Consider the following 14,646-nt stretch of genomic DNA (forward strand, 5'->3'; position numbering starts at 1 on the left):
GCCATGATCCTGCATGACCTCATTTCATATGAACACCTGCGGCTGATCTGGTGGGCGCTGCTCGGCGTCCTCCTCATCGGCTTCGCATGGACCGACGGCTTCGACCTCGGCGTGGGCGCGCTCACGCCCTTCGTGGGCCGCACCGACGTGGAGAGGCGCATCGCCATCAACAGCGTCGCCCCCACGTGGGAAGGCAACCAGGTGTGGCTGATCCTGGGCGGCGGCGCGATCTTCGCCGCCTGGCCGCAGCTTTACGCCGTGTCGTTCTCCGGCTTTTACCTGGCGATGTTCGCCATCCTGATGGCGCTCATCCTGCGTCCGGTGGGCTTCAAGTATCGCTCGAAGCTTGAAAATCCGGCCTGGCGCAACGCCTGGGACTGGGCGCTGTTCATCGGCGGCGCCGTGCCGTCGCTGATCTTCGGCGTGGCCGTGGGCAACGTGCTGCAGGGCGTGCCGTTCCGGCTCGACCAGGACATGCGCATTTTCTACGACGGCACGTTCTTCGGCCTGCTCAACCCGTTCGCGCTGCTGTGCGGCGTGCTGTCGGTGTGCATGCTGGTGACCCACGGCGCCGCCTGGCTGGCTGTGAAAACCGACGGCCCCGTGCATGCGCGGGCCCGCGCCATCGGCTCGGTGACGGCGCTGCTGACGCTGGCGCTGTTCGTGCTCGCGGGCGCGTGGCTCTACCATGGCGGCGTCGACGGCTACCGCTTCGCCAGCGAAGCGGCGCGCAACGGCGCCTCCAACCCGCACGCCAAGGAGGTGGTGCGAGCGGCCGGAGCCTGGTTCGACAACTACCAGGCCGCGCCATGGACGCTGGTCGCCCCGGCTGCGGGCGTCATTGGCGCGCTGCTGACCTTCATCGCCCTGCGCCTGCGCGGGGAGATCACGGCGCTGCTGGCCAGCAAGCTGGCGATCTTCGGCATCATCTCGACGGTCGGCGTGTCGATGTTCCCGTTCATCCTGCCTTCGTCGGAAGATCCGAACGTGTCGCTGACGGTGTGGGACTCCTCGTCCAGCCATCTGACGCTGTTCATCATGCTGGTGTGCACCGTGATCTTCCTGCCGGTCGTGCTCGCCTACACGGCCTTCGTGTACCGGGTGCTGTGGGGCAAGGTGGAGGAGAAGGACATCACCGGCGAGAACAGCCACGCTTACTGAGGAGACGACGGCATGTGGTATTTTTCCTGGATGCTCGGCCTGCCTCTGGCGGCGGCCCTCGCGGTGCTGAACGCCATGTGGTTCGAGCTGATGGACGATCAGGCGAAGGCGAAAGCCGCCGCCGAGGCGCGCCAGCGCCGCTGACCGCCAGGCCGCGGCGGGGCGTGATCCCCGCCGCCCTGCCTGGCTCCCGGGAAAGGCGGCCCCGCAGGGCCGCCTTTTTCGTGTCCGGCCGGCGCCCGCGGCGGGTGGTCCTGCGCAAGGCGCCGCGCCGCCCGTCACGTCATGCCCGGCCGGACCCGGCCATCCATGAACCCGGCCGGGGGGCGTTACGGATGGACAGGCCGTCGCCTGCGCGCCTCACTTCCCCGCCGGCGGAGGGCGGGCGACGCGCCATGAACGCCCGGCTCTGCCCGGGCCTGACGGCGGAGCGGGAGCGGCGGCCGGGCGGAGGCGCCGGCAATGACGGAGATGGCGCTGGCGGCCGGGCCGGTCAAAGCGTCGTGGTGAAGGCCGTCGTTATGGCCGGCGGCGGACCAGGGAGGGGATGACGACGACGCCTGCCCGGGCCGGCCGGCGCACGCCCCTCTCCGGCGCGCAAAAAGGCCCGGGCATGAACCCGGGCCTTCCGGAACTTCGCCGGGCCGCCCCGTAGCGGGAGCGGCGGCTGCGGCCCGGCGCAAGCCGGGCGGGGGACGCTTACCAGCAGCCCCAGGCGTTGCAGCGACGCCAGCCGTAATAGGGGCGGCTGTTGGCGCCGATGATGGCGCCGCCGACGACGCCCGCCGCCGTGCCGACGGCCACGGCGGTGGCGGCCTGGTCAGCCTGGCGACGGCTCTGGTCATAGGCGGCGGCCACGCAACGGTCGTAGGTGGCGGTGCCCGGACGCAGGCCGGCCTGGCGGCAGGTCATTTCGGCGGTAATGGCGGATTCCTGGGCGCTCTGGCAGCCGGCCAGCATGGCGGCGGCGATGCCGGCGACGGCGACGAGAGACCAACGAACTGACGACATGCGCTTCCCCGTTCCAGATGTTCAGGACAACCAACTGCAAAACGACATTAGCTGTCGCCTGTCAATCCATGCGTTTTCGCCGGGCGCATACGAATCAGCGCCGCCGGAGCGGCATGGCCCACAATGCAAGACGCATGGTAATTCCTTTTCCTGGACAAAAAAAATACTTTTTCAGCCACACCCCTTCCGCAGTCGCGGACAATCATTTTGCATCTTGCGTCCGCTGTCGCCGCCGGGCGCGCCCGTCCGGACGGTCAAGGGCGCCCGCGCTGCGTCAGGGTCCGCGCCCGTCTGCCTGCCGACATCATCGCCAGGGCGGTCGCGCCGGCAAATTTACTTCCCGTTAACGCTCCGCCTGCGCGTGAATTATTTCAGCCGCGCTCCCTGCAGCGCCGGCCTGCGCCCGCGGGCGGCCGCAGGCGATGACATTTTTGTGAGACGGCCAGTCCCCGCGACGACGGGTCTCCGGCGTTCCGGCCCGCGCCCTCCTCCAGCTCCTGCTGGCCCGCAAACCTCCCGGCGCCCGGCCGCCAGCGCGGCAGCGACATATTGTCAGTCTTTATTGTCCGACAATTTTGGCGCACAAAACAGTCCGGCAACCAGAGGAGCACGCCGTGGCTGTTTCAGAATCCCAGCTCGCCGACCTGCAGGCCCGCCTGAAGGACTTCATGGCGAAACACATCTATCCCAACGAGCCGCGCTACTACGCCGAGGCCGAGAAGCTCGGCCCCTGGCGGGTCATCCCGGTCATCGAGGAGCTGAAGAAGATCGCGAAGGCGGAAGGGCTGTGGAACCTGTTCCTGCCGGACGATCCGCGCGGCGCCGGCCTCAACAACCAGCAGTACGCGACGCTGTGCGAGATCATGGGCCGCTCGATCATGGCCCCGGAGGTGTTCAACTGTAACGCCCCCGACACCGGCAACATGGAGGTGCTGGTCCGTTACGGCACGCCCGAGCAGCAGAAGCAGTGGCTGGAGCCGCTGCTGGCGGGCGAAATCCGCTCGGCCTTCGCCATGACCGAGGCGGACGTCGCCTCATCCGACGCCACCAACGTGCAGCTCGAGATCCGCCGCGACGGCGACGAATACGTGCTCAACGGCCGCAAGTGGTACACCACCGGCGCCACCGATCCGCGCTGCAAGATCATGATCGTGATGGGGCGCAGCAATTTCGACCCCGACGCCAGTCCCTACCGCACCCAGTCGCAGATCCTGGTGCCGAAGGACACGCCCGGCGTGCGCGTCGTCCGCTCGCTGCCGGTGTTCGGCTTCTATGGCGTGCCGGACCGTGCCTCGGAGGTGTGGTTCGACAACGTGCGCGTGCCGGCGTCCAACATCCTGCTCGGGGAAGGCCGCGGCTTCGAGATCGCCCAGGGCCGGCTTGGGCCGGGCCGCATCCACCACTGCATGCGCCTCATCGGCATGAGCGAGCGCATCCTGGAGCGCATGTGCCGCCGCGTTGAGGCGCGCGTGGCCTTCGGCCGCCCGGTGGCCGAGCAGACGGTGACGCTGGAGCGCATCGCCGAGGCGCGCATCATGATCGAGCAGTGCCGCCTGCTCACCATGAAGGCGGCGTACATGATGGACACCGTCGGCAACAAGGAGGCCCGACAGGAGATCGCCATGATCAAGGTGGCGGCCCCCAACATGGCCTGCAAGATCATTGACTGGGCCATCCAGGCCTTCGGCGGCGGCGGCACCAACAACGACCACTACCTCACCGTCTGCTATTCGCTGGCCCGCGCCCTGCGCCTGGCCGACGGTCCCGACGAGGTGCACCGCAACCAGATCGCCCGCCTCGAGCTGAAGCGGCACCAGGGCACGGATCCGGCCTTCACCGGCGGACGCGGCGCCGGCTTCACCCGCGAGGAGGCGCTGGCCCACGCGCAGAACAGCCTGTGGGCCCGCCCGGCCGACTGGACCGAGTAAGACGCGCGACGACAGCCCCTCCCCGCCCCGCCCGGAGCGCCCGCCCCGTGCGGGGCGCGTTGCAGCGGCTCCTTGACGAAACGGCGGCCGGCGGGCCAGCTTCCGCCGCGGAGAATCCCCCATGAGCGGCGCCTCGCGCGACAGCCTGTTCCGCGCCATCGTGCGCGGCCTTTACGAAGGTCGCTACGCCCCCGGCCAGCGGCTGGTGGAGGCTGACCTCACGGCCGAATATGGCGTCAGCCGCGGCACGGTGCGCGAAACCCTGAGCCGCATGGCGGCGGAGGGCATCGTCACCCTGTCGCCAGGGCGCGGCGCCGCGATCCGCCGGCTGGACTGGCGCGAGGCCATCGACCTGCTGGAGGTGCTGGAGGTGCTGGTGGGCCTCGCCGCCGCCCGCGCCGCCCGCAACGCCGCCGGCGACGGGGAAGGCGCGGCGCGGTTCGGCGCCGCCGTGGCGGCGCTGGCGCAGTTTGACCCCGGCCAGGTGACGCCGGAATACGCCCTCGCTCGCGACCGCTTCTACCGGGAGATGACGCGCCTTGCCGGCAACGCCGAGCTGGCGCGGGTGACGCCGCGGGTGCAGACGCACCTGCTGCGCATCCAGTTCCGCGCCCAGGTGGCGGCCTATGACCGGCTGCGCCACGCCGACTACGCCGAGATCGGCCGCCTGGTGCTGGCCGGCGACGAGGAGGGCGCGCGCGCCCTCACCCAGAAACACTTCCGCCGCATGATCGAGGCGATGGAGGCGGCCCCGCCGGGCTGACGCCGGCCGCCCGCTCAGTTGCGCAGCCTGTAGCCGGTGCGGAACATCCAGGCGATCACCGCAAGGCACGCCGCCATGAACGCCAGCGTCATGACGAAGCTCACCGCGGCGTTCACGTCGGAGGTTCCGAAGAAGCTCCAGCGGAAGCCGCTGATCAGATAGACCACCGGATTGAACAGCGACGCCGTGCGCCAGAACGGCGGCAGCATGTCGATGGAGTAGAAGCTGCCGCCCAGAAAGGCCAGCGGCGTCACCACCAGCATCGGCATCAGCTGCAGTTTCTCGAAATTGTCGGCCCAGACGCCGATGGCGAAGCCGAACAGGCTGAAGGTGAGCGAGGTCGCGACCAGAAACGCCAGCATCCAGAACGGATGCAGGATGGTGAGCGGCGTGAAGACCGCCGCGGTGGCCAGAATGATCAGCCCCAGCAGGATGCTCTTCGTCGCCGCCGCGCCGACGAAGCCGGCGACGATCTCCACCATCGACACCGGCGCCGAGAGGTGCTCGTAAAACGTGCCCACGAAACGCGGGAAATAGATGCCGAACGCCGCGTTGGAGATGCTCTGGGTGAGCAGCGACATCATGATCAGGCCCGGAACGATGAAGGCGCCGTAAGGCACGCCGCCCACCGCGCCCATGTGGCCGCCGATGGCCGCGCCGAACACCACGAAATACAGCGCCGTGGAGAGCACCGGCGCCACCACGCTCTGCAGCACGGTGCGGCGGGTGCGGTCCATCTCGTACAGGTAGATGGCGGCGATCGCGCGCAGGTTCATTGGCGCCCCCTCAGCAGGTCGACGAAAATGTCCTCAAGCGAGGAGCGGCGGGTGTCGATGTCGGCGATGGCCAGCCCGGCGGCCGACATCTCCGCCAGCATGGCCGACATGGCGCCGGGATCATCGCCGGCGCCGTGGGTCCAGCGCAGTTCGCGGCCGTCGTCCGAAAGCGCGGCGCCGCGCCGGGCGAGGCCCGCAGGCAGCGCCCCCAGCGGCTGCGCGAGGGTGACGGTCACCTCCTTGCGGCCCATGCGGCGCATCAGCGTCGCCTTGTCCTCCACCAGCATCAGCCGGCCGCGGTTGATGACGCCGACGCGGTCGGCCATCTCCTCCGCCTCCTCGATGTAATGGGTGGTGAGGATGATGGTGACGCCGGCCTCCTTCAGCCGCCGCACCAGCCGCCACATGTCGCGGCGCAGGTCCACGTCGACGCCGGCGGTGGGCTCGTCCAGAAAGAGGATGCGCGGCTCATGCGACATCGCCTTGGCGATCATCACCCGCCGCTTCATGCCGCCGCTCAGCGTGAGCATGCGGCTGTCCTTCCTGTCCCACAGCGACAGGTCGCGCAGGATCCGCCCGACCAGCGCCGGATCGCGCGGCCGGCCGAACAGGCCGCGGGTGAAGGTGACGGTGTTCCACACCGTCTCGAAGGATTCGGTGGCCAGCTCCTGGGGCACGAGGCCGATCATCGCGCGCGCCTTGCGGAAATCGCGCCGCGAGTCATGCCCGCCCACCGTCACCGTGCCGGTGGTGGGAGTGGCGAGGCCGCAGATGATGGAAATGAGCGTCGTCTTGCCGGCGCCGTTCGGCCCCAGCAGGGCGAAGATCTCCCCCGGCATGATGTCGAGATCGAGCGGATGCAGGGCCGCGAAGCCGCCCCGGTAGGTCTTCGACAGGTTCCTGATGCTGAGAATCGGCTGCATGGGGCGGTTATAAGCCCCCCCGGCGGCGGCGCGAACACCCTGAATTCCTGCGACGAAGGTCGGGCGGGGCGGTCCCGCGCCGGACCTCCGCCGGAACGGGAGACGGTTCAGGCGTCCGCGCGCAGCGGCCGCAGCGCCGCCGTGGAGCTGGCGCGGGCGATGAGCGCGCCGTCCATGTCGCGCAGCTCGCCCTCGAGGAAGGCGACGGAGCGGCCCCAGCGGGTGATCCAGCCCATGGAGCGGTATTTGCCGGGATGGGCGGAGAGCAGGAAGCTCACCTTGATCTCGAGACTCGGCACGGCCACCGTGAACCGTGACTTCGCGATGCAGGCGTGCGCCATGGCGGCGTCGATCCAGCCGGTGACGATGCCGCCCTGCACGACGCCGCCTTTCGGATGACCGGCGACCGAGTGGCAGTGCGCCGTGGTGGCGGTCCATTCCATGGTGGCGGTGTCAGTCCGCGAGTCAAAAGCGACGATTCCCCCGCCCAGTGTCTGCAAACACGGGTTCGCGTTCGCCCGGAACGCGGCGATAATCTCTTGCTCGGTCACGGAAATTTCCTGTCCCTGCGTGCGTTTCCCCGGGGCGACGGAGCTGTCTGTCCCCGTCTGGAGGCATGCCTGCTGCGGCTGTTGAGGTCAATGTCCCGCCGCAGCTGATCCGTCACCGGGTCCCTGTCACAGCCCGGCGCCGGCCGGACGCCGCTTTCCCGCGTCGCCTTCATCGGGGCGACGCGCGGGCCGGCGCGTCCCCATGGCCGCGCGCCCAGACTGCGAGGCCGCCCATGCCCTATGTCATCGCGATAATCGCCGGCCTGTCCGGCTTCCTGTTCGGTTACGACGAAGGCGTCATCGCCGGCGCCCTCGCGGCGCTGCACGCCCGTTTCAGCCTGGCGCCGCTGGTGGAGGGGCTGATCACCGCGGCGGTGCCGTTCGGCGCGCTGTTCGGCTCGCTGGCGGGCGGTCGTCTCGCCGACAGCCTCGGCCGGCGCGGGGCGCTGGTCACGGCAGGGACGCTGTTCGCCGCCGGCGCGGCGCTGTCGGCGCTGGCGGACGGCGCGGCCGTGCTGTGCGCCGCGCGGCTGACCCTGGGGCTCGCCATCGGCTTCGCCGCGGTGGCGGCGCCACTGTACATCGCCGAAAACGCCCCGCCGGCGCACCGCGGCATGCTGGTGTCGTTTTACCAGCTGGCCATCACCCTCGGCATTCTCGGCTCCTACACGGCGGGCTTCGCCCTCGGCGAGGGCTGGCGGACCATGTTCGCCATCGGCGCCCTGCCCGGCGCGGCGCTGGCGCTGGCCATGCTGGCGATGCGCGACACGCCGCGCTGGCTGGTGCTGCGCGGCCGCGACGGGGAAGCCCGCGCCGTGCTCGCCCGCTCCGCCCCCGGCGCCACGGCGGAGGAGCTGGAGGCGCAGCTGCAGGAGATCCGCGACGCCGCCCGCGCGCCGCACCAGAACGCCGCCGCCTGGACGGCGCTGTTCTCGCGCCGCGTGCTGCCGGCCACCATCGTCGGCGTCGGCCTGTTCGCGCTGCAGCAGCTCAGCGGCATCAACGCGGTGATCTATTACGCGCCCATGGTGTTCGCCGCCTCTGGCTTCGACACCCACGCCGCGCAGCTCATGGCCACCATCGGCGTCGGCGCCGTGAATGTGGCGGTGACGGTGCTGGCGATGGCGCTGATCGACCGCATCGGCCGGCGGCGGATGCTGTATCTGGGCTTCTCGGTCACGGCGGCGAGCCTTGCGGTCATCGCCGTGGCGGCGGCCTCCGGCGCGGCCTGGCTCAACGCCGTGGCGCTGGCCGGGCTGTTCGCCTACATCGCCGGCTTCGCCATTTCGCTCGGGCCGCTGCCATGGCTGATGATGTCGGAGATCTTCCCGCTGGACGTGCGGCCGCTGGGCATGGGGCTCGCCGCCATCTCCAACTGGACGCTCAACGCCCTGGTGGTGATGCTGTTCCCCATGGCGCTGTCGGCGTTCGGGCTGGCCCTCACCTTCGCCTTCTTCGCCGCATGCTGCGCGGCGGGGCTGGCGTTCACCCGCCTGTACGTGCCGGAGACGGCCGGCGCCTCGCTGGAGCAGATCGAGGCGAAACTGTCGGCCGGCGCCGCAGGCGTCGCCGGCGCGCGCGGCTGAGCCGCGCCGCTCCGGGCCCCTCCGGCTGGCGGGGCCCGGCCGCGTTCACGGCGCCGCGGCGGCGATCGCCGCCAGCGTCCCAGGGCCGGGCCAGCAGTCGGTCTTCAGCCCGCGCGCTTTCTGGAAGCGGCCGACGGCGAGCCGGGTCTTCATGCCGGCGAAGCCGTCAATCCTGTCCGCATAGAGACCGAGGCGGGCCAGCGCCCGCTGCACGGCAGCGATCTGCGCGGCGGAAGGCTGGACCACCCGCCCCCAGGGCGTGGCGAACGGCCCGCCGCCGGCGATGCGGTCGGCGAGATGGCCGACATAGAGGACGTAGAGGTCGGAGTAATTGTAGGCCTTGAGGGCGAAGTAGCTGTCGCCGATGAGGAAACCCGGCCCGTAGGCGCCGGCGGGCAGGATGAGGGCGAGACGCTCCTCCGGCTCCGGCGGCGGGCCGTTGACGGCGCGCAGCCCCAGCGCCCGCCACTCGCGCCAGGGACGCGGCGCGTCCGGGTCCGCCAGGGTGCAGTCGAAGCCGGCCGGAACCGCCGTCTCATGCGCCCAGCGTCCGCCCGGCCGCCAGCCCTCGCCGCGCAGGTGGGCCGCGATGGTGGCCAGCGCGTCCGGAACCGAGCCGAAAATGTCCGCCCGCCCGTCGCCGTCGAGGTCCTGGCCGTAGCGGTAGAACTGCGACGGCAGGATCTGCGGCAGGCCCATGGCCCCGGCCCAGGACGACTTCATGGCGCTGCGGGAGACCACGCCGTCATCCAGCATCTTCAGGGCATGGAGAAATTCCCGGCGGTATGCCTCCCGCCGGCGCCCGGCCCAGGCCTGGGTGGCCAGCGCCCGCAGGGCGTCATGGCGGCCGGTGTCGGCGCCATAGCCGCTCTCGCGGCCGAAGACCGCCAGCGCCACCTCCCCCGGAACGCCGAAGCGCCGTTCAATGGCGGCGAGTTCGGCGGCGTAACGCGCCTTCAGCCGCCGCCCGCGGGCCGCCGCGGCGGCGATGGCCTGCTCCGCCAGATACCGGGCCGGCGTGGCGCTGAACTCGCGCTGGCCGGCATGGGACGGCGTCTCCCCGCCGCGGGCAAGGCCCGGCAGGGACAAATCCGGCGTGAGCCCCGCGGTTTCGCGTCGCCAGGTCGCCGCGGAGACGCCCATGGCCAGCGCCTCCCCGCGCAGGCCGGCGAGAAAGGCGGCGAAAGCGGCCGCCTCCGCCGGCGGCGCCTGCGCCGCGGAAGCGGCCGGAGCGGCCGGGGCCGGCGCGGCCGGCGCAAGGGCGGCCAGCCACGCCAGCGCCAGCCCCGCCGCCAGCGGCGCCGCGCGCCCGCGACATGTCTTCATGCGCATCATCCGTTCACCCTGCCGGAGGCTTTCCCGTCGCCGGCGGTGACCGCGCCGGCGCATGCGACTATAAGCGGGCGGAACATGGACATGGCGCACATCATGACCCGTACCGTCACTTCTGGCCTGATCGCGCTCGCGGCGCTCGCCGCCGCCAGCGCCGCCCGCGCGGATGAAGCCGCGGAGGCGGCGGCGTACTGCCGCCGGGCCGGCGACGACAACCGCATCCACGCCATACCGGACGCCCTGCTGCCCAAAGCGGCGGCGCTGCTGGGGGTGACGCCGCCGCCAGACGGCAGGCTGCGCGGCGTGTGGCGCTGCATGGACGGCCGGGTGATGGTGTGCATCCCCGGCGGCGAGCGCCACTGCGGCCGCGCCGACACCCATGTCACCCCCTCGCCGGAGGCGCAGGAGTTCTGCCGCCAGCATCCGGACGCCGACGTGATTCCGCGCTGGGCCACCGGCCGCGACAACATTTTCGCATGGCGCTGCCGGAACGGAAAACCGGCGATCGCCGGCCAGGCGCGCAGCGTCGACCGCCGCGGTTTCGTGGCCGAATACTGGCGGGCGACCGACGGGACCGGCGCCGGCCCCTGACGGGGGCGCGGCGCGCGGACGTCTCCGTGACGGTGCGTCAGGAAATTACTGACGGCGACGCCATTTTTGCAAATTTATAACGCATGGCCGTCGCGCCTTTGCTTCCTTTCCCGGGAAATATTGCGACGCCGGCGCGAACGACGCGCCGCCGGCCCCAGCAACCCACAGGACAGGAAAGCCATGGCCATGTTTTCACGGTTTTCACGCGCCTCCGCCGCCGGCGTCGCGCTGGCGCTCGCCGCCGCGGCTCCGGCCGTCGCCATGCAGCCGCCGCCCCCCTCGAAAAACCGGGCCCGCAATTACATGACGCTGGTGCGCGACTCCCACGCCGCCCCGGACGTGGCCGCCTGCATCGCCACCGGCCATGACCTCACGCTCCACGGCGACTATGACCGGCTCGGATTCACCGCCAGTGAAATCGTCGCCGCGAAACGCGCGCCGGCGCCGCAGTCGGAGGCCGGCGCGACAGGGCCGCTGACCGGCGTCAGCGTCGCGGGAGCCGCAAGGCGGCGCAAGGACGGCGCATGGGAGAACATCACCCTGCGCTGCCAGATCGGCGCCGCGGAAAAGGTCGTCGACATTGCGCTCGAGAGGCGCTAGCGGCGCGCGCTCAGTCCGTGCGCAGCAGCAGCAGCCGCAGCGGACGCGCCAGCAGCGCCAGCACGACGGCGGCGCCGAACAGCGCCGCCGCCATGCCCATGAACATGGCGCCGGCGCGGTCGAGATCGCTGGCGTCGACGGCGCCGCCCAGCAGCCCCGCCATCAGATTGCCGATGGCGCTGGCCAGAAACCACAGCCCCAGCATCTGCGAGGTCCTGCCCTCCGGCGCGAGGCCGCTGATGGCGGAGAGGCCCACCGGGCTGAGACTCAGCTCCGCCACCACCTGCAGCAGCACGCAGCCGGCCAGCCACAGCGGCGAGACCAGCCCCGAGCGCGCCGCCTGGACGCCCAGATACAGCACCATGAAGGAGCCGCCCGCCAGCGCCAGCGCCGCCGCGAACTGCGCCGGACTGCTGACGCCGACCCCGCGCCGGCGCAGGCCCGTCCACAGCGCCGCCATGGCCGGGGTCAGCAGCACGATGAACAGCGGATTCAGCGTCTGCAGCCAGCTGGCGGGAATCTCGAAGCCGAAGATGACGCGGTCGGTGAGGTCGCGGGCGAACAGGTTCATCGAGGTCGGCGCCTGCTCCAGCCCCGCCCAGAACAGGGCGGCGAACAGGAACAGCGCCGTGATGACCGCCACGCGCCGCCGCTCGGCGGCGGTGAGGCCGCCGGCCACGAACAGCTGCAGCAGATAGAGCGCGCCGATGGCGGCGAGCGCCACGCCCATCGCCCCGGCGGTTTTCTGCGCGTCAATGACCAGCAGCCCGGCGGCGGCGGCCGCGAACACGCCGGCGACCAGCGCCGCGATCACGGCGAGGGCGGCGATGATGCGCCGGCGCAGCGCCGGCGATATGGGCGGCGGCGGCTCCACATGGGCCAGGGTGCGCGGCGCGCGCAGCCAGTAGGTGACGAGGCCGATGAACATGCCGGCGCCGGCCGCCCCGAAGCCCCAGTGCCAGCCGACGCGCTCGCCCAGCAGGCCGGTGACGACATAGCCGAAGAAGGCGCCGATGTTCACCGACATGTAAAAAATGGAGAAGCCGCTGTCGCGCCGGATGTCGTCGCGCGCGTAGAGCGCGCCGACCATGGAGCTGATCGAGGGCTTCATCAGGCCGCTGCCCAGGGGGATGAGCACAAGACCGGCGAAAAAGGCCGGCCGCGACAGCAGCGCCGACAGGCCGATGGCCAGGTGGCCGGACATGATCAGCACCGCGCCGGCGAGCACGGCGCGGCGCGCGCCCAGCCAGCGGTCGGCGAGCCAGCCCCCCGGCAGCGCCAGCAGAAACACCGAGCCGGCGTAGATGCCCACGATGGCCGAGGCCTCCGCGGCGCTGAAGCCATAGCCGCCGCGCGTGACCGCGTCAGTCATGAACAGCAGCAGCAGCGGCCGGATGCCGTAGTAGGAGGCCCGCTCCCAGATCTCGGTGAAGAACAGGGTGGAAAGTCCGCGCGGGTGGCCAAAAAACGCCGTGTCGCCGGCCGGCGCCGGCGCGGTGGTCTGTTGTCGCGACATCACGTCTCCCTGCGGCGGGACGGCGCGCCGGCGCGCGCCGCCCGGTTCGCCGCTGTCGCCCCCGGCCCGGAAATCCCGGACAAGAGCCTACCCGCGCGGCGGCGCCGTCAGGCAATCACCAGACAGGGACCGGCGACGGAAGGACGCGCCGCGGCGCGGCCGTCTCCCCCTCCCCCGCCCGCGCCGGAGGCGGGCGCAAAAAAGGCGGGGCGCTTTCGCGCCCCGCCGGAACCCCGCCGTGCTCCCGCCGCAGGTCAGCGGGAGAACTTCTTGTACTGGATGCGCTTCGGGATCAGCGAGTCGATGCCGAGGCGGCGCTTCTTGTCGGCCTCATATTCCTGGAAGTTGCCCTCAAACCACTCCACATGGCTGTCGCCCTCGAAGGCGAGAATGTGGGTGGCGATGCGGTCCAGGAACATGCGGTCGTGGCTGATCACCACGGCGCAGCCGGCGTAATCCTCCAGCGCCTCCTCGAGCGCGCGCAGCGTGTCGATGTCGAGGTCGTTGGTCGGCTCGTCGAGCAGCAGCACGTTGGCGCCGGACTTCAGGATGCGGGCCAGGTGCACGCGGTTGCGCTCGCCGCCGGAGAGCACGCCCACCTTCTTCTGCTGGTCGCCGCCCTTGAAGTTGAAGGCGCCGCAGTAGGCGCGCGAGTTGATCTCCTTCTTGCCGAGGTAGATCACCTCATTGCCCTCGGAGATCTCCTCCCACACGGTCTTGTTGGGATCGAGGGCGTCGCGCGACTGGTCGACGTAACCGAGCTTCACCGAATCGGCGATGGTGATGACGCCGGCGTCAGGCTGCTCCTGCCCGGCGATCATGCGGAACAGCGTGGTCTTGCCGGCGCCGTTGGGGCCAATGACGCCGACGATGCCGCCCGGCGGCAGCCTGAACGACAGGTTGTCGATCAGCAGCTTGTCGCCGAAGCCCTTGGTGACGCCTTCGAACTCGATGACCTTGTTGCCGAGGCGCTCGGCCACCGGAATGATGATCTGGGCCGTGGAGGGCGCCTTCTCGTCCTGCTTCGCCAGCAGCTCCTCATAACGCTGGATGCGCGCCTTGCTCTTGCTCTGGCGGGCCTTCGGCGAGGCGCTGATCCATTCGCGCTCGCGCTCGAGGGCGCGCCGGCGCGACTCCTCCTCGCGGTTCTCCTGCTGCAGGCGCTTGTGCTTCTGCTCCAGCCAGGAGGAGTAGTTGCCCTCGTAGGGGATGCCGCGACCGCGATCCAGCTCGAGAATCCAGCCGGTGACGTTGTCGAGGAAGTAGCGGTCGTGGGTGACGATCAGGATGGCGCCCGGATAGTTGCGCAGGTGGCCTTCCAGCCAGTTCACCGTCTCGGCGTCAAGGTGGTTGGTGGGCTCGTCCAGCAGCAGCAGGTCGGGCTGCTCCAGCAGCAGGCGGCACAGGGCGACGCGGCGACGCTCGCCGCCCGAGAGCCGCTCCACGCTCCAGTCGTCCGGCGGGCAGCCGAGCGCCTCCATGGCCTGGTCCACCTGGCTGTCCAGGTCCCACAGGCCGAGCGCCTCGATGCGGTCCTGAAGCTCGGTCATTTCATCGACCGTGTCTTCAGAATAGTTCATCGCCAGCTCGTTGTAGCGGTCCAGGATCGCCTTCTTTTCGGCGACGCCGTCGAGCACGTTCTCGCGCACGGTCTTGTCGGGATCCAGCTGCGGCTCCTGCGGCAGGTAGCCGACGCGGGCGCCTTCGGCCACCCACGCCTCGCCAGTCCAGTCCTTGTCGAGCCCGGCCATGATCCGCAGCAGGGTCGACTTGCCGGCGCCGTTGACGCCGAGCACGCCGATCTTGGCGTCGGGGTAGAACGACAGGTTGATGTTGTCCAACACCTTCTTGCCGTTCGAGTAAGCCTTGGTCAGGCCCCGCATGTGATAGATGAACTGACGTGACATC

14 protein-coding genes are annotated in these 14,646 nt (G+C 70.7%); 7 read left to right on the forward strand and 7 right to left on the reverse strand.

The window, feature by feature from the left end; all coding sequences use genetic code 11:
* The first annotated feature begins 3 nt into the window (after positions 1–3).
* Both cydB and cydX read left to right on the forward strand, forming a co-directional pair.
* Positions 4–1,161, forward strand: a complete 1,158-nt coding sequence (gene cydB, locus ACFFJB_RS10185) for a cytochrome d ubiquinol oxidase subunit II (protein ID WP_376831213.1) — start codon at positions 4–6, stop codon at positions 1,159–1,161.
* A gap of 12 nt (positions 1,162–1,173) precedes the next feature.
* A complete protein-coding gene (gene cydX / locus ACFFJB_RS10190) occupies positions 1,174–1,305 on the forward strand; it encodes a cytochrome bd-I oxidase subunit CydX (protein ID WP_376831215.1) in 132 nt (43 codons plus the stop codon).
* Positions 1,306–1,860: 555 nt separating this feature from the next.
* Here the strand turns inward: cydX and ACFFJB_RS10195 are convergent.
* Positions 1,861–2,172 (reverse strand): hypothetical protein, encoded by a 312-nt coding sequence (locus tag ACFFJB_RS10195; protein WP_376831217.1) that lies wholly within the window; start codon positions 2,170–2,172, stop codon positions 1,861–1,863.
* A gap of 614 nt (positions 2,173–2,786) precedes the next feature.
* Between ACFFJB_RS10195 and ACFFJB_RS10200 the strand changes: the two genes are divergently transcribed.
* Complete coding sequence (locus ACFFJB_RS10200; protein ID WP_376831219.1) at positions 2,787–4,100, forward strand: acyl-CoA dehydrogenase family protein; 1,314 nt, start codon at positions 2,787–2,789, stop codon at positions 4,098–4,100.
* A gap of 121 nt (positions 4,101–4,221) precedes the next feature.
* The gene (locus ACFFJB_RS10205; RefSeq protein ID WP_376831221.1) at positions 4,222–4,863 is read left to right on the forward strand and encodes a GntR family transcriptional regulator; all 642 of its coding nucleotides are present in this window, start codon (positions 4,222–4,224) and stop codon (positions 4,861–4,863) included.
* A 14-nt stretch (positions 4,864–4,877) separates the two neighbouring features.
* On the opposite strand, the gene ACFFJB_RS10210 is transcribed toward ACFFJB_RS10205, so the two are convergent.
* The 3 genes from ACFFJB_RS10210 to ACFFJB_RS10220 all read right to left on the reverse strand — a co-directional run bounded on the left by ACFFJB_RS10210 (position 4,878) and on the right by ACFFJB_RS10220 (position 7,113).
* Positions 4,878–5,639, reverse strand: coding sequence for an ABC transporter permease (locus ACFFJB_RS10210; protein WP_376831223.1), 762 nt, complete (start codon positions 5,637–5,639; stop codon positions 4,878–4,880).
* On the reverse strand, positions 5,636–6,562 hold the full coding sequence (locus ACFFJB_RS10215; protein ID WP_376831225.1) for an ABC transporter ATP-binding protein: 927 nt from the start codon (positions 6,560–6,562) through the stop codon (positions 5,636–5,638). The genes ACFFJB_RS10210 and ACFFJB_RS10215 overlap by 4 nt, the downstream gene beginning before the upstream one ends.
* Before the next feature lie 107 nt (positions 6,563–6,669).
* On the reverse strand, positions 6,670–7,113 hold the full coding sequence (locus tag ACFFJB_RS10220) for a PaaI family thioesterase (protein WP_376831227.1): 444 nt from the start codon (positions 7,111–7,113) through the stop codon (positions 6,670–6,672).
* Positions 7,114–7,346: 233 nt separating this feature from the next.
* Between ACFFJB_RS10220 and ACFFJB_RS10225 the strand changes: the two genes are divergently transcribed.
* Positions 7,347–8,699, forward strand: coding sequence for a sugar porter family MFS transporter (locus ACFFJB_RS10225; RefSeq protein WP_376831229.1), 1,353 nt, complete (start codon positions 7,347–7,349; stop codon positions 8,697–8,699).
* Positions 8,700–8,744: 45 nt separating this feature from the next.
* On the opposite strand, the gene ACFFJB_RS10230 is transcribed toward ACFFJB_RS10225, so the two are convergent.
* Complete coding sequence (locus tag ACFFJB_RS10230) at positions 8,745–10,025, reverse strand: lytic murein transglycosylase (RefSeq protein ID WP_376831231.1); 1,281 nt, start codon at positions 10,023–10,025, stop codon at positions 8,745–8,747.
* Between the two features lie 90 nt (positions 10,026–10,115).
* On the opposite strand from ACFFJB_RS10230, the gene ACFFJB_RS10235 reads away from it, so the two are divergent.
* Positions 10,116–10,622 (forward strand): hypothetical protein, encoded by a 507-nt coding sequence (locus ACFFJB_RS10235; protein WP_376831233.1) that lies wholly within the window; start codon positions 10,116–10,118, stop codon positions 10,620–10,622.
* A 180-nt stretch (positions 10,623–10,802) separates the two neighbouring features.
* On the forward strand, positions 10,803–11,222 hold the full coding sequence (locus ACFFJB_RS10240) for a BspC domain-containing protein (protein ID WP_376831235.1): 420 nt from the start codon (positions 10,803–10,805) through the stop codon (positions 11,220–11,222).
* Between the two features lie 10 nt (positions 11,223–11,232).
* Here the strand turns inward: ACFFJB_RS10240 and ACFFJB_RS10245 are convergent, their stop codons facing one another.
* On the reverse strand, positions 11,233–12,738 hold the full coding sequence (locus ACFFJB_RS10245; protein WP_376831237.1) for a peptide MFS transporter: 1,506 nt from the start codon (positions 12,736–12,738) through the stop codon (positions 11,233–11,235).
* A gap of 254 nt (positions 12,739–12,992) precedes the next feature.
* Positions 12,993–14,645, reverse strand: a complete 1,653-nt coding sequence (gene ettA / locus ACFFJB_RS10250) for an energy-dependent translational throttle protein EttA (protein ID WP_376831239.1) — start codon at positions 14,643–14,645, stop codon at positions 12,993–12,995.
* Position 14,646: the final 1 nt, after the last annotated feature.

The sequence above is a fragment of the Camelimonas abortus genome, assembly GCF_042432745.1.
Lineage (GTDB): Bacteria > Pseudomonadota > Alphaproteobacteria > Rhizobiales > Beijerinckiaceae > Camelimonas > Camelimonas abortus.